This window comes from Enteractinococcus helveticum (assembly GCF_020742345.1).
Classification (GTDB): Bacteria; Actinomycetota; Actinomycetes; order Actinomycetales; family Micrococcaceae; genus Yaniella; species Yaniella helvetica_A.
Window position 1 is genome coordinate 1 of the sequence record NZ_DYXC01000169.1, and the last position, 18,435, is coordinate 18,435.

Below are 18,435 nucleotides of genomic sequence, written 5' to 3' on the forward strand. Positions count from 1 at the left end.
TCGCAAAAACCTATGACTCAGCAATGGAACAATACCAGGATGAGGAACGAGCACACCGAACAGCCTGGGATGCCGTAAAACAAAAATATGAGAAAGTAGGCGATCATTGGGAGCGCAAGCCTAAGAAAGGTGATTCCGACGCGCAAGCAGCTGGTGGCAAGAATACTGACCGTGATACGGCAGGCGGCGTTGACACCAATGCCACCAAAGAACATCTTTACGAACAGGCTAAAAAGCTTGATATCTCCGGACGCTCAAAGATGACCAAAGACGAACTTATCGACGCACTGGAAAAGGAAAGTAGTCGGAAAACTTCCGAGCATTCCTGACCCATTGGAAGGCCAAAGGAGGATTCGTTATGGCACAATCCGACCAATTATCTTTTCAGAATCCGGTGGATCGTTTCCCGGAAATCTCACCTCCGAAACAAGATCAACCCGAGCCAGGATTTGATGCCGAACTCGTTCCGAAAGCTGACCACGGCGAAACATCATATCGCGGTACCGGCAGGCTCGAAGGCCGCCGCGCGCTGATCACCGGTGCTGATTCGGGTATCGGTGCGGCAGTGGCCATAGCGTTTGCGCGCGAAGGAGCCGATGTTGCACTCAACTATCTGGACGTAGAACAGCAAGACGCTGCGCACGTGATTCAAACGATCCGCGACTCTGGTCGCAAGGCCATCCCGCTGCCGGGGGATATCCGCGATAAAGCATTCTGCAACCAACTGGTTGAAGATGCCGTCCGTGAACTTGGCGGCCTTGATGCCCTCGTCAACAATGCCGGCAAACAGGTGATTTCCGAAAGCCTGACAGACCTGCCCGATGATCAGTGGGAAGAAACCTATAAGACGAATATTCACGCGATGTTTTGGATTACCAAAGCGGCACTGAAACACCTGCCTGCAGGGTCAACGATCGTCAATACCACCTCGATTCAAGGCTATAACCCAAATGAGATGCTGATCGACTACGCATCGACAAAAGCTGCCATCAATAATTTCAGTAAAGGGCTGGGCCAACAGCTAGCGCCCAAGGGGATTCGTGTAAACGCCGTAGCACCAGGACCAATTTGGACGCCGATCCAACCGTCCCAGGGGCAGCCAAAAGAAAAGCTGCCAGATTTTGGTCAAAATACTCCGCTCGGACGGGCCGGACAACCAACGGAAATTGCCCCAGCATTCGTTTTCCTTACCTCACCCGAATCCAGCTACGTGATCGGTGAAACGCTGCACGTCAACGGTGGTATTCCAACACCCTAACGAGGTAGCTTTGACCTTTCTTATGTCAGCGGTACGTCAGTGCTGCGGTAGTTCCTCAAGGCTTGCTATCAGGGCTTGCACTGTGGCAGTTGTATGCCCCGGTGGCAGAGCCAACATCAGCGCGTTGCGTGGAACCGAATCGGATATTTTCCGTGCCACGAGTGGGCGGCCTTCAGGTGACGTCGATGTCGAATGCATTAACAGGCCGTAACCGATGTTCCGGCCAACAAGATTCTGCACGGTTTGAACGCTGCGCGTTCGGATTCCTACCTTGGGATCTAACGATCGACTGTAAAACTCATTGAGAGTTCTTTCTAAGGCCGGCCTCTCGTCGAGCAACACCGCAGGAAAATCGGCTAATTGTGCTAGTGACACTTCCTCGGATGCTGCCAGCGGATGTTGTGGAGACAGGACGGCATGTCGGCGGTGATCTTGAACCAGAATAGTTCGACACCCTGGCTCTAGCTGCGCTTCATAGAGCAGACAAGCCGACAGTTGCCCCGCCAGCATTTTTTCTTGGAGTTCCTGGGCGTTATCCTCGTCGAAAATCAATTCAACTTCAGGATGATGTATGCCAAACCATTCGACCAAGTGCGGAATCACATGCATCGATAAGGTACGGAAACATCCAATATACAACGGCCCTGACAAGGTGTTCTTCACCTGAGAAACATGGTCGGCCAGCTGCTGAGTTTGATCAAGGATGGCTCTGGCTTCAGGGAGAATGATGCGACCTTCAGCGGTGAGTGCCACTCCTTTTGCAGGACGACGGATCGTTAGCGTGACTCCGAGGGTCTTCTCTAGTTCCGTGAGAGCAAGGCTGACGGCTGCTTGGCTCACGTGACTTCTGGCAGCGGCTTTGGTGATGGATCGGGTTTCAGCTACAGCCACAAAGTATTCCAGCTGGCGGAGGGTCAACTCATTCATAAGTAAAGCTTAAGGATTCCGTGAGTTCTTTTCGATATGCAAGGAAGTGTGACGCGGGTAACGTAAAGGCTTGTTGGTGATGTGAATCACGAAAGGATTCTTGTGACTCATTGTAGAAGCGCTCATGAAGCAAGCGCGACGCCTCACGTTGTCACGCTGGGGACAGCTGGCGGCCCCCGATGGTGGTCAGACCACCAGGGTGAACCTCGACAGGGAATAGCAACCGCTGTGGTAGTCGACGATGGCTGGTACTTAGTTGATGCCGGCTCGGGAGTGGGCCGGCAAATTCAACGGGCCGGGCTATCGATGGCCGACCTTAAAGGGATCTTCATTACCCACATGCATTCGGATCACATTGTGGATCTCGGGGCGTTGATGTTGTTTGCACCCTTCGAGATCAAGCAGGCCGGACGAGGCCCGATCCCGCTGTATGGTCCTGCAAACCGAAGTCGAGTCACACCGCTGTCGCCCCGCGCAACAACCACGCCGCAGCCGGTCAATCCAGACCAACCAGGGGCAGGCATCGAAGCAACCTTTGCTGGCTTGGTGAATGCCTACTCGGCTGACATCAACGACCGTGTGATGGATTCATTGACCAAGGGGCCATACGAATACTTTGCACCCCAAGATATTCAGTTACCTGCAGACGTGGCGTTCGACCCAGACCATAACGTCGCACCGGCGATGGAACCGTTTGTGGTATTCGCCGACGAAAACGTCCGCGTCACAGCGACTCTGGTCTCGCATCATCCGACGGCGCCGGCGTTTGCCTTCCGGTTTGATACCGACAACGGTTCCGTGACCATTTCAGGTGACACCGCTCCGTGTGCCAATCTCATCAGATTGTCTCACGACACAGATCTGCTGCTGCATGAGGTCATCAGTCTGGAAACCATGGCGAGCATGTATACCGATACCGTGATGTTGCAGGCGACGATGGATCATCACCGTCGAGCTCACACCACCGCGGAAGACGCCGGTCGAATTGCTACTCAGGCAGGTGCAAAAACCCTAGGCCTTCATCATCTTGTGCCAAGCCATGCCCCTGTTGAAGTGTGGCAAAAAGCAGCTAATACATTTGCGGGCCGTCTCGTGATCGCCCAAGACCTCGATCAGATCTCTTTTGAACGGAGTGCACAGCATGACAAAGCAGATCACTACGTCGCCTGACATAGGCGGCAGCAACGCGAGTGCATATCATGCCTCCCCGAAAGAACTGCGCCGGATTCAGTTTTCCAGTTTTCTTGGTACGGCCATTGAATACTATGACTTCATTTTGTATGCCACAGCGGCCGGTATTGTCTTCAACCGCGTCTTCTTCGTCGGATTGGACGAACATGTCGCGCTGATTTTATCCTTTGCGACGCTAGCCGCCGGCTATGCTGCACGCCCCTTAGGCGGACTGATCTTCGGACACTTGGGTGACCGGCTCGGACGCAAGACGATCCTTGTGGTAACCGTTTTGATCATGGGGATCGCCTCTACTCTGATGGGGCTATTACCCACGGCGCATCAAATCGGCGCCTTTGCACCGGCACTGTTAGTCAGTCTGAGAATCATTCAGGGTATCGCTGTTGGTGGTGAATGGGGCGGAGCGATGCTGTTGGCGTTTGAATCCGCACCACGCAAAAAACGAGGCTTTGCTGCAGCGTTTGCTTACATGGGTGCTCCGGCTGGAACAATCATCGGGACACTTGCGTTATCCGGGTTTTCTTTATTGCCCGAAGACCAGTTCCTCAGCTGGGGATGGCGTGTTCCGTTTATTTTCTCCGCTGTACTCATGCTGCTGGGTCTGTTCATCCGCATGAAAGTGTCAGAGTCTGAGGTATTCAAAGAGCTGGCGAAGAAACCAGCGCCAAAGAAAGTTCCTGTTGCCGAACTGGTCATCAATCACCCAACAAAACTGCTGCGCGCCATTGGCAGTGGCCTATCTGGTCAAATGGCACAGGGGTTGATGGGTGCTTGGGCTATCGCTTTTGCAGTGCAGCAAGCTGTGCTGCATCAATCCGAGGTGCTCAACCTGAAAGCAATCGGTGGAGTGTTTACCATTACCTTTGTCGTGATCGCCGCGCGTCTGTCTGATCGTCTTGGACGTCGTAAAGTGCTCATCTGGGGCAACCTCGTGGGTATTGTGCTGGCATTCCCCGTGATGTGGTTGTTGGAAATGGGGTCAGCTATGGCTTTCATGCTGGCCATTATCCTTGGACTGTCCTTGGTACAGGGATTCACTGCTGGACCATATGGTGCCTATGCTGGAGAACTTTTCCCAACCCATGTCAGGTACTCCGGTGCTTCCATTGGTTACCAGTTCGCGGCATTACTTGGTGCAGGCTTCACACCGATGATGGCCACCGCGCTGGTCGCGGCAGGCGGAGGCTCGCTATACCTGGTGGCGATCCTGTGGATTAGCTTTACCGCTGTGAGTCTGGTTTCGCTACTCTTCTCGCAGGACGCTTCGAAACGCGAGATCCATGAGTTGAACTAAAACTGAGGAAACTTCCCAGCTCGATAAACCCCGAGTAGGTATGCCGGCCACTTCGAAACTCTCGGAGTGGCCGGCTGTGTTCACGGATCACCAACGAAAGTATCCTCGGCGCCGCTTGTGCAGCAGGGATATGACGCAAAAGTTATCCACAGTTTGGTCAAGGATGGTTCCAAGGCGGTGTGGGCATTGATAGTTTCGTCGCATGACAAGAAAAAGTGTCCTATGGGATAATTCCGAAAGTAATAATGCACGGTTAGCGAGAATTGCCGCCATTGTTCGGGTGCAATCGGCAATTGCGCCAGAAATTCTGGATGATATTGTGCCCAGGCTCGCGTCCGAAGGATTCAATATAAATTGTTTGTCAGTTGATATTGACATAGGTTATTTCCAAGCCGCAGTAGCTCGCGCACTAGAATGGCACAAGTCCGTGATTCGGAGACCATCCGGTGATGATCGGAACCGGACCGTGGATACCATCCGAACGATCACCCGCAAACTACACGAACATCAAGACGTGTACGCTCAACAAGTTTTAAATGTTCTTGGGCTCGGTTCAACGTCGTATCGCCCAAGCGTCGCACAATTCAATGGCGTGGCCTTGGCAGCCCTTGATGAGCTATATACCCACTACCCGCTCAAGCGAACACCTGACTCTCAGGCATGGTTTTCTGACCTGACTCTTCTGGAGAAAATATCTGCCGATGATGTATATACGTGTGCCAAGAAGCGTCGCGCCTTCGAGGGATACGACAAACTAGTACATAGTAATGGTGCGCGGGCAGTGGCGTCAGCGGCCGTACATGTATTGGCCAAAACAGTAGCTGAGCTCTCCATCACCGGACCCCATAGCTTTGAACAGATCCTCGACGAAATTTTGCCATCTGATACGGACGCAAAAAAGATGACCCTCGCGAGAGTAAAACCTGCATTTTCTCGCGATGAATTCATACGTTTCCGTAAATGGTGTTGGTTCGATGAAGAGGAGCTGAGCATCGAAACTGTCTGCCAAATACTCAAGTTTCTGCTTGACGACGCACAGGAGGCAGGAATCGATCCGCGAAATCCTGAAGAAGCTGAATCCTGGATGGATCTTATCGAGGGATACCCGGATCCCAACAACGTCGCGGACTTTCTTTGTACTGTGAAACTCTTTACCGATTTTCATCGCGAAACTCTGGAGAACCGGCTGCCGTGGGACCAGGCTGCCCATAAGGCTCGGCACAGAATGATTGCTGCTGAACAACGGCTTGGAAACAACATCTTGGATGAACTATAAGTCGACGCTGTGTCTTTTTCGAAGGAGCTGGGGCCAAAGAGGGTCAAATCAACGATGCGGTCCCACGGGCCCAACCGGACTGCGATCCAACCATCGCATCAACTACCAAGGGGAAACGCAGGGCCTGCTGCTCGTGTAAGTCAGTGCTTAGAACAGCCTGGCGAGGATAATCCAGGCTCCGATGATGACGGCGAGCCATGCGGTGAAGGTGGAACCCGCGCCCGTCATGGTCTCTTTTGTCTTTGATAACAGCATGTCGGTTTGTTCCGGATATTTGGTACGCGCCCAGGTCAAGATAGAGGCCGGCAGAATCATGATGAGGTTATAGAACGCCAGCCAGAAGATGTCTAAGGGCAGGCCGGGGCCGTTGGCTGCGATCAGGCTGATGCCAACGAGATACGGCCACATGGTGGCAGCTTCCACGACTATGGCGGATAAAGCCAGGGTTGCAGTTGAAGTGTTGGTAGCCAGCGCCCTATCGCGCAACCGGGTGACAACCGAGGGGCCAGGCTTGGCTTCACGTCGTCCCCGGAAAACCCCAATGATTCCCATGCTGATGACGAGCACGCCCAACCCAATGACGAGGCGATCAGCAGTAGGACTTTGGAGCGTTTGTAAATAGGTGTCGATTAACTGGTGAGCCAATACCAGTACCGCGGTGCCAAGCAACAGGTATGTTACGGCGGTGACGGTGAGGTAGGTGATGAGCCTACGGGGCTCAAAGGCGCCCGGTCGGGCCAGCAGCCATAAGGGTATGAGTAGGGTCGATAGGGTTGAGGCATCCAAAATGGCCAAACCGATAAGGGTGGCGATGATGGCAATACTCATGGCACCTTTCACGCTAGTCGGCAAGCTCACTATAGTTGATGGTAAAGTATCGCACCGACTCATGTTCCCCAAGGATTTGATACAACCATGTCAGGATTAAGCCACGACATAGCGGCGATGGTGGCGAACCACGCGGCGGGCGACGAAGACGGTTTTTATGCGGTGGCCCTTGATGTGGCTCACCGTGAACTGTCTGAAGGACGCCGGAACGCGGCAACTGAAATTCGCAAAGCCATTGAGCTGGCGCGCGGCGAGACGGTTGAATTGCAAACCGTTGAGGACGAAGATCTGGGTGTCGATATTGACTCTGATCTGGCCGAATTCATTCAAGTTTCGCGACCTGATGCAAATTTTGACGAACTCACCATTTCTGGGGACCTCATTGAGCGGGTGCGCCAAATTCTTGAAGAACATCGCAATGCAGCGCTGCTGCGCGACTTTGGGTTCACCCCGGCCCACCGGTTGCTCATGGAAGGTCCAGCAGGAACCGGTAAAACTGCAACCGCCGAAGTGCTCTCGGCAGAGCTGGGTATCCCGTTAGTGACCGTATATCTGGATAACCTGCTCAACGTGTATTCAGCGGAAGAAGATGTGCCGTCGTTGCGTGAGGTCTTTGACCGTTTGGCTCGTCGTCGTGCCGTGTATCTCTTTGATGTCTTCGACACGATTGGTGATGACACCATCACCGGGATGACCCGGCGCGTATTCAAAGCATTCTTGTTATTCGTCGATGTGTTAGGCAAAGGGTCGGTGGCGATTGCGGCAACCAACCGTCGCGGGGTGTTGGACCGCTCAATGTTCCGCCACTTTGATACCGTGTTGAACTTCTCGCTGCCCACCTCACAGGAAGCAATGCGAGTGCTTCGCTCCCAGCTGGGGGACCGTGCTCCGACACCGGTCATGAATGAAGCCGATGTTTACGAGCAGTACTTTGAGGGGCTATCGCAGGCCGAGCTGACACTTGCGGCACGGTCTGCTGCAAAGGCGGCGATCATGCGCAACGAAGCTCAGGTTACCCAAGACGATCTGATCTATGCGCTGACCAACCGCGGTGCCTTCATGCTCGACGACGAGTAAAACTACTCGGCGATGCGCTCCAGCAGTGGTTTGGTGCGATAGCCCAAAAATTCGCGCAGTACCACGGCCGTTGAGGTGCGCACGATCCCAGGGATATCGAGGATCAGATGGTTGACCCGGTAGAGATCCTCGGGGGAGGTTGCCGCAATGGTCAGTCGTAAATCAGCGTCGCCAGTGGTGGCAAAAATCTCCATGATTTCAGGGATTTCCGATAGCGCATGCATGGTCTGTTTATCGTAGCCCTGGCGGATTGAGGCGTTCATAAATGCTGTGACCTCATATCCCAGCGCCCGCGGGGTAATACGGCGCTGGAATGATTCCAGGACGCCGTCGTTGAGTTTTTGTAGTCGCGCCTGGATTGTATTGCGCGAGACCGAAAGCCGCTGCGCAAGGGAAACCGTTGTAGCGTCGGGTTCTTCGACCAGCGCCAGCAGAATTTCTGCATCGAGCCCGTCAAGCTCGCGTGTCGGCTTCGAGGTTGCCATTCCGTACTTCCTATTAGGGGTTCTTGAGCATAATGCTCAATTAATTTTCAGTGACTTGATCTTCCTGCTCTATTCAGTGAAGGTAATCACAGTATAGCTTGTCAGGAGGACTTCCATGGTGCAATCACCGGTACAACAAACAACCGTCACAGATGCGCTCGTCAAGGTCGTAACTGAACGTGCGGATCGCGTCTTTGGGCTCATCGGCAACGGTAACGTCGATTTTATCTCGGCGCTCACCGTAGCAGGTTTCCCATTTACCTCGGTGCGCCACGAAGTCGCGGCGGTAACCGCAGCCGATGCCTACTACCGGGCCACCGGAACCATGGCGGTTGCCACGGCCACCTACGGTGCGGGTTTCACCAATATGACCACCGGGCTGGCCGAGGCCCAGTTGGCCCGGGTCCCGATGGTGGTTTTGGTGGGCGATGCACCCTCTACCGGGCGCCGGCCATTTGATGTCGATCAGACCACGGTGACCGTTGGACTCAACATTCCGGTGGTCACCCTACACCAGGATAATGCTGCCGCCGGCATCGCGCAGGCCTTCGATATGGCCGCCGATGGCCAAGAACCCGTGGTGGTTATGCTGCCCTATGACCTGGCCGATGCACCCGTGGACGACGTGCAGGCCACCAGTTCTTATGAACCGATTGCCCGGCCCAAAGCCAGCGATGCACAAATCAATGAGATCGCCCGTGCTCTGGTGGTCGCCCAACGTCCGTTGATTCTGACCGGTGGGGGTGTGGTACGCACCAATACCGGACCACTGGCCCGCAAACTCGGTGATACTGTTGGCGCCGTCTTCATGCACTCGCTGACCGCCGCCAACGTTACCGGTTCCGAACACTCGCTGGGCATTGCCGGGGGATTCACCCCAGAATATAAGCTGCCCGCCGTGCAGGCTGCCGATATGGTGTTGATTCTGGGTGCGACGAGTAATAACTTCCAAACCCGCAAAGGTGCGCTATTTGGTACCGATAATATATACCGCATTGATTTGACCTCCAAGTGGAACCTGACCCTGCCACAGGCCAACACCGTGGGCGCGGATTTGACCGACGCCCTACCGCGCCTGGTAGACGCTGTCAAACGGCTGGACCCCACGCCGTCGAACTATCGTGACCAGCTGGCAGAGCTGGTGGCACAAGATACGTTGGCAACCGAACCGGTGTTTGGAACCGACGGCCGACTGCATCCACGTCACGTCGCGGAACGCCTCAATGGTTTACTGCCGGCCAATCGCCAGATCGTGTTGGACGGCGGCCACTTCATTACCTGGATTGGCGAGCGTCTAGATATTCCAGATCCGGCCAGCATGATTGCCGTGGGTACCGCGATTCAGTCGATTGGGCTGGGTTTTGGTTCGGCCGTTGGAGCGACGGTGGGCACTCCGGGGAAATTCACGACCGTTATCTCCGGGGATGGCGGCGGACAAATGGCCCTGGCTGACCTGCCCACCTTCCTGCACGAAACCGACCACGGTGCGGTGATCGTTTTCAATGATGCGGCCTACGGTGCTGAAATTCACCAATACGCCGCAATCGGGGCTGATGCTACGGCGATGTATTTGCCGCCCATCGATTTTGCGGCCATCGGACAAGCTATGGGCGCCACCGGCATCACGGTCAATACGCTGGAGGACCTGGACACCTTTGCCGAGTGGATCCAGCATGGTGAGGGGGTTGCGGTGGTCAATATCAACATCTCAACCGAATTCGCACACCCAGCCATGCGCCCAGGAGCCACCGGCTAGACTGCTGAAATACCACAGCGCTGCGGACGTTCCCACCCGGGGCGTCCGCAGCGCTGTTAACGCAACGGTATGTGGTTGTTAGCCGTGGTTTTGTCCACCAAGGTGTTCGCGGGCAAGATCAGCGGCTAACCCGGTGTACGTGCCGGGGGTGAGGTCTTTGAGACGCTGTTCAGCGGCGTCCGATAGCCCCAGCTCTCCGACGAACTCGCGCATGCGGGCGGCATCCACCCGCTGGCCACGGGTCAGTTCTTTGAGCCGCTCATAGGGATTCTCCATGCCAGCGGTACCGGCGATGGCTTCTGCACGCATCACAGTCTGGATAGCTTCGCCCAGCACCTCCCAGTTGGTCTCCAAATCGGCGGTCAGCGCGTCGTCGGCGACATCGAGCAGACCCATGCCGCGGGTGACGTTGGCCATGGCCAGCACTGAGTGGCCCAGGGCGACACCAATGTTGCGCTGGGAGGTCGAGTCGGTCAGGTCGCGCTGCCAACGGGATTCAATGAGCGTGGTGCCCAGCGTGGTCAGCAGGGCATTGGACAGCTCGAGGTTAGCTTCAGCATTTTCGAAACGGATCGGATTGACCTTGTGCGGCATCGTGGATGAGCCCGTCGCACCAGCAACGGGGATCTGGATGAAGTAGCCGATGGAGATATAGCTCCAAATATCAACGCAGAAGCCGTGCAGAATTTGGTTGAACCGGGCGACGTCGTCAAAGAGCTCTGACATCCAGTCGTGGTTTTCGATTTGGGTGGTCAGTGGGTTGAAGGTCAGACCGAGACCTTCAACGAAGTCTTGAGCGATGACCGGCCAGTTGGCGTGTGGGACGGCGGCGACGTGAGCCGCGTAGGTTCCGGTGGCGCCATTGATCTTGCCCAGATACTGCTGGGTCGAGATACGGTGCAGCTGACGGTTTAGCCGATGTACAAAGACCGCGAGCTCTTTGCCCAGAGTGGTTGGAGTAGCTGGTTGGCCGTGCGTGCGGGACAGCATGGGGGTGTCTATTGCAGTGTTGGCTACTTCAGCGATGGCATCGACCATCTTTTGGGCGGCTGGCAACCAGACGTCCTGGATAGCGTCGCGAACACCCAGGGCATAGGACAGGTTGTTGATGTCTTCGGAAGTGCACGCAAAGTGCACCAGTGAATTCAGATGCCCCAGGCCCAGTGCTTCGAGGCGGGCGGCGATGAAGTATTCGACGGCTTTGACGTCGTGTACGGTTACCGCCTCGGTTTCTGCCAGCTCGGCGACCGAGGCTTCGTTGAATTCGGTGACGATTGCGCGCAGGCCGTCACGTTGAGCATCCGTGAGACGCTTCAGGCCGGGGACCACCATGCCGTCGCACAGGTGAATGAACCATTCAACCTCAACGTGGATGCGGTTGCGGTTGAGTGCCGCTTCCGACAGGTGGTCGACCAGGTCAGCTACGTACCCGCGGTAGCGACCATCTAGAGGACCCAACGGGATATCAGTATCGGCCAAACGTGCGCGCATATTATCAGTCATGAAACATATTCTGCCACCCGTGGCGTGGGTTGACCTTTCTTATGTCGCCCGTGACAACTGTCGTGTACGCATATTTGTCCACAGCACCATCCAACGACAGCGGTTTTCCACATCGATACGGTATGAGCTACTCCGTCTGGTCGCAGGTTTCTACGCTGGTGCCAATGCATGAATTCTTCTACTGAGGAGGCGACTGATGGTGACGGTTCTCATTCCTTCACTGCCCGAAATTACCTCGGGCATTGGATACGTAACAAACGGTGCCTGCGATATGGCATCAACGGCAGTCCAACAGTGGATCAACAGTCCGTCAACAGCTCAAATGGGGCTCAACGTGTTGGCCGCACAAATCGAGGCACTAGAACAGCTGGTGGTTAAACTTCGAGGGGTAGCCCAGGGAGTCGAGCAGGTCTACGTCAAACTTGTGGCGGCACAAGAATTGGAATGGCATTCACCGGCGGGGCGAGCTTTTCGCGAAGCGCTGGGATCCCGGCAATTGAATGCGAAAGAGCTTGAAGCCACGGCTTTGGACACGGTACGCCTGGCCAGGCTGAGTATCGACGAACTGCGCACCGTAGTAGCCAGCTTGCAGACCTTACTGGCAACCGTTCGAGCTACCGCTGGCGCTGCTGCATCCAGTGCGATTGAGCAGGTGTGCTGATGAGTGCCAACGTTATCGGTGGGCCAACGCATTGGCGAGCGAATCTCGATGAACTGACCCTGGGTGCAGCCCACCTGCGACAGGCCACAGAACAAACAATGCAATTAGCTGGCGATGCCATGTTGGCCGGAGGCATTCTAACCGGGGTGACGATCATGACGCCCCAGGGGCCACTCATTGGGGCGAAAACCTTTGAACTGTCCACTGGGCTGATGGGGATGCAGGCTGAAGTTGAGGTGTTGACCCATGGTGTCGAATTCGCTGTAGCTGCGTATCTGGAAGCCGAAGCTCAAATCACCAATCTGATGACCCTTGCGGTCACACCCAGTGCGGTTGTGCTCAGTGTGCTGGGCGCGACCACGAGCCTGGATGTGCCAAACGATGCATATGAGCTGGCCATCCATGGCACCACCAGCTATTTGTGGGCTCCGGTCGAAACCGCATTTTCGGCAGCTGATCGTTTCGTTCCAGGATCAAAACTTGCCATTGGACATGCCATTGGGTGGACCTTCGGACTCGACGAGAACATCTGGGACTTGGCCCCGACCCAAAGAACCTACGGAATGTTGGCCCACACCTTAGAACAACTCGGGTTGATGCAGCTGGCGCCGTATGACATCGAAAACATCACACAGGCCCCGGGGGGTGACGGTTGGCAGGCCCGTGAGTCGATATACGATGGTGGGTCAACGAAAGCCATGCAGTTAATGAAAGATTATGCTTACGAACCTGACACAGTAACCGTCGCGAAGATCGTTCAGCCGGATGGGACAGACGCATATGCTGTGATGTATTCGGGCACCACACCCCTTGGTGATGATTCTGGGCCGCTAGGCCTGCTGCACCAAGAAAATGCTTTTGGAGCAACCGGTGTAGTGGAATCTGTTGCAGCCGACTCAGTCCATGTTGAGGACGCAACCATGCAGATTTTGGAACAAGCTGGTGTGCCGGCTGGAGCGACGATCATTCCCATGGGCTATAGCCAAGGTGGTACACATGCGATGAATATTGCGATGAGCGACAAAATGAAGGCCAAATATGCCATCCCAGATGTCCTCACCGTCGCAGCGCCGACGGGCCACCGTCGAACCGATGATCTTTCAACGAACTTTGTGCATATTGAACACCAACATGACAAAGTCACCGCACTCACCGGTGCCAGCAATGAGGGACGAATCAATCGCACCACAATAGAAGTCAAAGGCTATCCCGACCATGAAGTGCCTGCCGGAGTTTTTGGTCCCGAACATAATTTCGAAGTCATCGATCATCAGCTTGCCGAGGCACTCCACGATCCTGAAGTTGCCAGAGCAACACAGGTTCCGTTAGAGAGCTTGGAAAACAAAATGAACGGGTCGGTATCAGTTCAACAATTTCACCTGAACCGCCAACCGGCCGCGCCTCCGCAACATCCCTTTGCTCACCCGAGCGCGTTCAGTCAAGAACCGAAAAAGATCGTGTCCATTCGACCACTGGATGAATGGATGACAGCAGCAGCAACCAAGTAGCAGTGGTTACTCGGTGACTGCTCCAATGAGACGGTTCACGATTGCTGAAACAACTGAGATGATCAGCGCCGCCAAGATGGTCGTCCAGAAGAAGCTGTCGATGATCACGTGAATGGGTAAGAAAGAGGTAATCCATACCGTGAGCGACAACATCGCCGCGTTGATGATGATTGTGAATAATCCCAGGGTCAAACACGTGATGGGTAACGATAAGAAACTGACGATTGGTCGCACGATTGCATTGACGAGACCGAACACGACCGAGACGATCAACAAGCCAATGATGGTTTCGCTGGTACCTACGGTTCCGGAATCGGAAGCGATGTCCATGCCGGGCAGGATCCACAGGGCTACCCAGAATGATGCTGCGGTGACAAGGGTTCGGAGAAGATAATACATAAGACAATCGTGCCACGAAGATATTGATGATGCCTAAACGCGACCTTATATAGCCCCGCATACCCAGATAGAGTTCCTTTATACATTGCTGGGTTTCTACAAGGGGTCCCGAGCGGGCTTCGTTGATCAATCATCCATGCATAGTATCCCCCAGCCATGTCGGCAGGAGGCAGTGCACAAATATGAAATACTGTCTCAGTTGCGGCTCAACGGTTTTTCAAATGATGTCTGGGCTCAAGCGCGCATACCTCGAACCGAGTGAGTAAATCCTTATGGTTTTCTGCGAATCCCAAGATGAAACGCACTCATGGGGTCAACTACGAACGCACCGGCGACGGCTGGTTATTGCAGGTCAGTTTTGTGGAGTGAAGATTCCGTCAAATAATTCTGCGATGGCACCGGTAGCAGCCAGCGGCTGAACGGTCGAGACGTATCCATCAGGCCGAACGACGACGACTGCACCGTCTTTCGAGATTTCACGGGTGTCGAAGATGCTGTCGTCGGGCAGGATGCCAAAAACCTGGTTTAGATCGGTGATGTGGAACGGTCCAACAACCGGGCGGAAGATTGATGGGGTTTCCATCAGTTCAATTTCTTCCTTGGGCTGTTGGTAGATGACTTTGACATCGAAGACGCTATTGATATCGCAGCCATTGCGAGTGTATTTCAGGATTGGGGAGTTTGTGCCGCTACCCAACCACTCACCAAAGGTATTGGCCCCATTGGCAATATCAGTCGCGGCTTTGTCGTCGCCGAATACGTAGATGCGCCAGCGCCCGTCTGCTTTGTGCAAGTGACCCAATTCCACTGGGTTGGTGTCCGAAACACGGCTGACCTTCGCTGATTTGAAACGCTTGCCAATTGTGTAGCCCTGGGCCAGATCCTGGTGGGCATTGTCGGTGGTCAGCGGGGATGGTTTGTATTCGGTCATGAAGCCGGAGGGGAATTCGAAAGTCTTGGTGTAGAACTTTGCCACATAGTCAGGCGATGGCAGATCTTCTGGTTTCGTTGCCATGAGGCTGGACCATTCTTTATCAAAGTCGATCAGATTCTGAGCAATCTCCTGTCGTTCACCCGAGTAGGTATGCAGCAGTGCAGGAGCTGAGTAGCCCGATAAGACCTGACCAATCTTCCAACCGAGGTTGAAACCGTCCTGGATCGAAACGTTCATGCCTTGACCAGCTTTGGCTGAGTGGGTGTGGCAGGCATCGCCGGTGATGAAGATACGCGGGTTCTTCTCGTCTTCCTGACTAGCGTCGACGTCGTCGAATTTATCGGTTACCCGGTGACCCACTTCGTAGACCGACCACCAGGCGACTTCTTTGACGTCCACGGTGTACGGGTGCAGGATCTTGTTGGCACGGTGGATGATTTCTTCCAGTGGTGTTTCGCGAACCTTGCCACCATCATCTGGATCCACATCGCCCAGGTCGACGTAGAAACGAACCAGGAAGCCACCTTCGCGTGGGATCAGCAGGATCGAGCCGCCGTCGTGAGAGTGGATTGAGCATTTGGTGCGAATATCTGGGAAATTAGACTCGACCAACACGTCCATAACACCCCAGGCATGGTTTGATTTGTCCCCGATTGGAACACGACCAATGGATTTACGGACCTTCGAGTGGGCGCCGTCAGAACCAATAAGGTATTTGGTGCGAACCCGACGAATGTTTCCTTCATGTGGTCCAGCAGTGATTTTCAGTGCAACTTCGATGGGGTAGTCGTGAGTTTCATCGACGTGTTGGGAGACAAACTCATAGCCGTAGTCTGGTTTCAGACGGGACGGTGAACGCTCGGCGAATTCAGCGAAGTAGTCCAGCACTCGAGCCTGGTTGACGACCAAGTGTTTGAACTCGGAGATACCGGTTGGGTCATCGAGTTCTCGCGAAGTGCGGCAAATGTTTTCTGGGTTTTGCTCATCGGGGGTCCAGAAGTTCATTTCGGTTAGCCAATAGGCTTCGTTGGTGATCTCATCGGAGAAGCCAAAGTAGTTGAACGTTTCGACCGATCGAGCCTGAATGCCATCAGCTTGCCCCAATTCCAGGCGGCCGTCACGACGCTCCACCAGGCGAGTGTGCACATCAGGGTAACAGGACAAGGTGGCAGCAGTCGTCATCCCTGCTGGACCGGATCCAACGATCAACACGTCCATGGTGTCGGGAAGTTCCTCACTACGATTCAAGCCGGTGCCGGCGGCAGGTTGAACTCGTGGCTGAGTGGAGACATATCCGTGATGGTGAAATTGCATGACTTACTCCTGTACGGCTCGCAATGTTGCCGAAAACAATGTATGTTCTATATTTGAACATGGTGTTCATTTACTGAACTTCTAGCTGTGAGCCTACCCACGGTTGGCTCATTTGCCAAATTTCATTGTCGAGGAGAAGTTATGTCCGAGTCCGCCGGGGGCAGCCTGTCATTGACGCTGTCTAGAGGTATTCAGCTCTTAGAATTTGTTTGTGGAGCTGATGTGCCGCCTACCATTAGTGACGTCGCTCAACACTTGGGGGTCCATCGGTCTGCGGCCTATCGTCTACTGCGCACCTTAGAGGCGCACTATCTTTTGCGACGCGATGACGCCGGTAAGATCTTGCCGGCCGCAGGGCTGACACATCTGGCACGAGGCGTGGAAAATTCGTTGCAAACCGTTGGGGTGCCGATTATGACGAAGATTGCCGATGCCCTGGAAATGTCGTGTTTTATCGCCGTCGCCCAAGGTACTGATTGCTTTACCCTAGTCACGGTTGAAGCCACTACCTCGCATGCGGTGACACAACACCCAGGCACCCGACATTATCTGGACCGTGGCGCCCCGGGCGTGGCGCTCCTTTCTGGGCTCAGCGAGCAGCAACGTGCTGATCTGGAAGGGCTAGAACTGTCCCAGAAAGCTCAAGCTGACCTTATTCAAGCGCAAGCCAACGGCTATGCTTCCTCATTTGACGAGGTGATCCCGGGGGTCGGGTCTGTGGCCGTACCGCTGCTGGTTGCCGGACAGCTACCCGCATCACTAGCGGTGGTTTTTCCACGTCAGGAAGTCGATGAGGCGCATATCGCCAACCTGTTGCGCCGGGGTGCTCAAGACATCATCGACCGACTTGGGGCCGCCTAGCCTGACACTAACGCGCCACAACATCAGGTGCATCGGTAGACTAGCGAGCATGGAATCTTCAGCTGTCTACCCGCGCCCCATGCTCAAACAACTACCCGCATACCAATCCGGTAAACCGCCGGTTGAAACACCGGGGCTGACTCCCTATAAACTCGCGTCCAATGAGAACCCCTATGCGCCGGTGCCACAAGCACTTGAAGCCATGGTCTCCGCTGTGACAGCCCAATCCGTGCAACGCTACCCGGAAACCACCTACCTGAAACTGCGCGAACTGATCAGCCAAACCTATGATGTCCCCGTTGACGACGTCACCGTCGGGGCCGGCTCACTGGGTATCCTGACCGGCCTGGTCCAAACCTTCGCAGGAACCAATGACGACGGGTCCCAAGACGAAGTCATTATCCCGTGGCGTTCCTTTGAGGCCTATCCCATCGTCATCCGCTCCGCCGGTGCCAAAGATGTTCAGGTCCCGCTCAAAGCAGACGGCACCATGGACCTTGAAGGTATGGCGGCCGCAATTACCGAGCGTACTCGAATGGTCATGCTGTGCACGCCAAATAACCCGACCGGCACCATCGCCACAACGAGCGCTCTGCGAGCATTTATTGAGCAGGTCCCAGACCATATCCTGATCGCCATTGATGCCGCTTATCTTGAATTCGTCCGTAATGACGACGTCGATAGCTACCTTGAGCTATACCGAGAGTTCCCCAACGTTGCTGTGTTGCGCACCTTCTCGAAGGCCCACGGGTTAGCAAATATGCGTGTGGGGTACTCGATTGCTGCACCGCAGATTTCGTTACCACTGAAAGTGGTGGTGCCAGCCTTTGCGACCTCCAGTGTTGGTGTTGAAGCCGCATATGCGTCGCTGACTCATCTTGACGAGGTCTTGGCTCGGACCGAAAAGGTGGTCTCTGAGCGCACCCGGGTCTGGCAAGCCTTTCGTGACCTAGGGTACAATCCGCCGGCTACCGAAGCGAACTTCGTGTGGCTGCCGCTGGGCGAGCTGTCCCAAGCATTCTCGGATGCCTGTGACGAGCAGGCGCTGTCGGTGCGTGCATTCCACCCCGAGGGTGTGCGGGTTTCAATTGGCGAAGTCGAGGCCAATGATCGAGTGATCAAAGTGGCCACCGACTTCGCATCACGCCTTATCGGCTAGTTTG

The 18,435-nt window shown here is 54.9% G+C and carries 17 protein-coding genes; 11 read left to right on the forward strand and 6 right to left on the reverse strand.

Translation table 11 applies throughout. From position 1 onward, the window contains the following. On the forward strand, positions 1 to 329 hold a 329-nt coding region (locus K8V32_RS14275), incomplete at its 5' end, for a ChaB family protein (protein WP_303908993.1). Positions 330 to 358: 29 nt separating this feature from the next. After that, positions 359 to 1,258 carry an SDR family oxidoreductase gene (locus tag K8V32_RS14280; protein WP_303908996.1) on the forward strand — a complete coding sequence of 300 codons (900 nt, stop codon included), beginning with the start codon at positions 359 to 361 and terminating at the stop codon, positions 1,256 to 1,258. Between the two features lie 36 nt (positions 1,259 to 1,294). On the opposite strand, the gene K8V32_RS14285 is transcribed toward K8V32_RS14280, so the two are convergent. Continuing rightward, positions 1,295 to 2,185, reverse strand: a complete 891-nt coding sequence (locus K8V32_RS14285; RefSeq protein ID WP_303908998.1) for a LysR family transcriptional regulator — start codon at positions 2,183 to 2,185, stop codon at positions 1,295 to 1,297. Between the two features lie 102 nt (positions 2,186 to 2,287). Here K8V32_RS14285 and K8V32_RS14290 point away from each other — a divergent pair, with 102 nt between their 5' ends. From K8V32_RS14290 to K8V32_RS14300, 3 genes are all read left to right on the forward strand, one after another. Continuing rightward, on the forward strand, positions 2,288 to 3,355 hold the full coding sequence (locus K8V32_RS14290) for an MBL fold metallo-hydrolase (protein WP_303909000.1): 1,068 nt from the start codon (positions 2,288 to 2,290) through the stop codon (positions 3,353 to 3,355). Beyond that, complete coding sequence (locus tag K8V32_RS14295) at positions 3,327 to 4,670, forward strand: MFS transporter (protein ID WP_303909003.1); 1,344 nt, start codon at positions 3,327 to 3,329, stop codon at positions 4,668 to 4,670. The genes K8V32_RS14290 and K8V32_RS14295 overlap by 29 nt, the downstream gene beginning before the upstream one ends. A 466-nt stretch (positions 4,671 to 5,136) precedes the next feature. Then, the gene (locus K8V32_RS14300) at positions 5,137 to 5,946 is read left to right on the forward strand and encodes a hypothetical protein (RefSeq protein ID WP_303909006.1); all 810 of its coding nucleotides are present in this window, start codon (positions 5,137 to 5,139) and stop codon (positions 5,944 to 5,946) included. Positions 5,947 to 6,093: 147 nt separating this feature from the next. Here K8V32_RS14300 and K8V32_RS14305 read toward each other — a convergent pair whose 3' ends face one another. Then, the gene (locus K8V32_RS14305; RefSeq protein WP_303909009.1) at positions 6,094 to 6,774 is read right to left on the reverse strand and encodes a GAP family protein; all 681 of its coding nucleotides are present in this window, start codon (positions 6,772 to 6,774) and stop codon (positions 6,094 to 6,096) included. An 87-nt stretch (positions 6,775 to 6,861) separates the two neighbouring features. Between K8V32_RS14305 and K8V32_RS14310 the strand changes: the two genes are divergently transcribed. Beyond that, complete coding sequence (locus K8V32_RS14310) at positions 6,862 to 7,851, forward strand: ATP-binding protein (protein ID WP_303909012.1); 990 nt, start codon at positions 6,862 to 6,864, stop codon at positions 7,849 to 7,851. 2 nt (positions 7,852 to 7,853) lie between these two features. On the opposite strand, the gene K8V32_RS14315 is transcribed toward K8V32_RS14310, so the two are convergent. After that, on the reverse strand, positions 7,854 to 8,336 hold the full coding sequence (locus K8V32_RS14315) for an Lrp/AsnC family transcriptional regulator (RefSeq protein WP_303909015.1): 483 nt from the start codon (positions 8,334 to 8,336) through the stop codon (positions 7,854 to 7,856). Positions 8,337 to 8,451: 115 nt separating this feature from the next. On the opposite strand from K8V32_RS14315, the gene K8V32_RS14320 reads away from it, so the two are divergent. After that, entirely contained in the window at positions 8,452 to 10,092 is a 1,641-nt protein-coding gene (locus K8V32_RS14320) for a thiamine pyrophosphate-binding protein (RefSeq protein WP_303909018.1), read from the forward strand. Between the two features lie 78 nt (positions 10,093 to 10,170). On the opposite strand, the gene purB is transcribed toward K8V32_RS14320, so the two are convergent. Then, positions 10,171 to 11,595 carry an adenylosuccinate lyase gene (gene purB, locus K8V32_RS14325; RefSeq protein WP_303909021.1) on the reverse strand — a complete coding sequence of 475 codons (1,425 nt, stop codon included), beginning with the start codon at positions 11,593 to 11,595 and terminating at the stop codon, positions 10,171 to 10,173. Between the two features lie 196 nt (positions 11,596 to 11,791). Between purB and K8V32_RS14330 the strand changes: the two genes are divergently transcribed. Both K8V32_RS14330 and K8V32_RS14335 read left to right on the forward strand, forming a co-directional pair. Beyond that, entirely contained in the window at positions 11,792 to 12,256 is a 465-nt protein-coding gene (locus K8V32_RS14330) for a hypothetical protein (RefSeq protein ID WP_303909024.1), read from the forward strand. Further along, the gene (locus K8V32_RS14335; RefSeq protein WP_303909027.1) at positions 12,256 to 13,764 is read left to right on the forward strand and encodes a hypothetical protein; all 1,509 of its coding nucleotides are present in this window, start codon (positions 12,256 to 12,258) and stop codon (positions 13,762 to 13,764) included. The genes K8V32_RS14330 and K8V32_RS14335 overlap by 1 nt, the downstream gene beginning before the upstream one ends. A 6-nt stretch (positions 13,765 to 13,770) precedes the next feature. On the opposite strand, the gene K8V32_RS14340 is transcribed toward K8V32_RS14335, so the two are convergent. Both K8V32_RS14340 and K8V32_RS14345 read right to left on the reverse strand, forming a co-directional pair. Beyond that, the gene (locus K8V32_RS14340) at positions 13,771 to 14,163 is read right to left on the reverse strand and encodes a phage holin family protein (RefSeq protein WP_303909029.1); all 393 of its coding nucleotides are present in this window, start codon (positions 14,161 to 14,163) and stop codon (positions 13,771 to 13,773) included. 352 nt (positions 14,164 to 14,515) lie between these two features. Beyond that, positions 14,516 to 16,411 carry an FAD-dependent monooxygenase gene (locus K8V32_RS14345; RefSeq protein ID WP_303909032.1) on the reverse strand — a complete coding sequence of 632 codons (1,896 nt, stop codon included), beginning with the start codon at positions 16,409 to 16,411 and terminating at the stop codon, positions 14,516 to 14,518. Positions 16,412 to 16,552: 141 nt separating this feature from the next. Here K8V32_RS14345 and K8V32_RS14350 point away from each other — a divergent pair, with 141 nt between their 5' ends. Further along, complete coding sequence (locus K8V32_RS14350) at positions 16,553 to 17,272, forward strand: IclR family transcriptional regulator (protein WP_303909035.1); 720 nt, start codon at positions 16,553 to 16,555, stop codon at positions 17,270 to 17,272. A 49-nt stretch (positions 17,273 to 17,321) separates the two neighbouring features. Then, positions 17,322 to 18,431: a histidinol-phosphate transaminase gene (locus K8V32_RS14355; protein ID WP_303909038.1), complete on the forward strand. Its 1,110-nt coding sequence runs from the start codon at positions 17,322 to 17,324 to the stop codon at positions 18,429 to 18,431. Positions 18,432 to 18,435 lie beyond the last annotated feature (4 nt).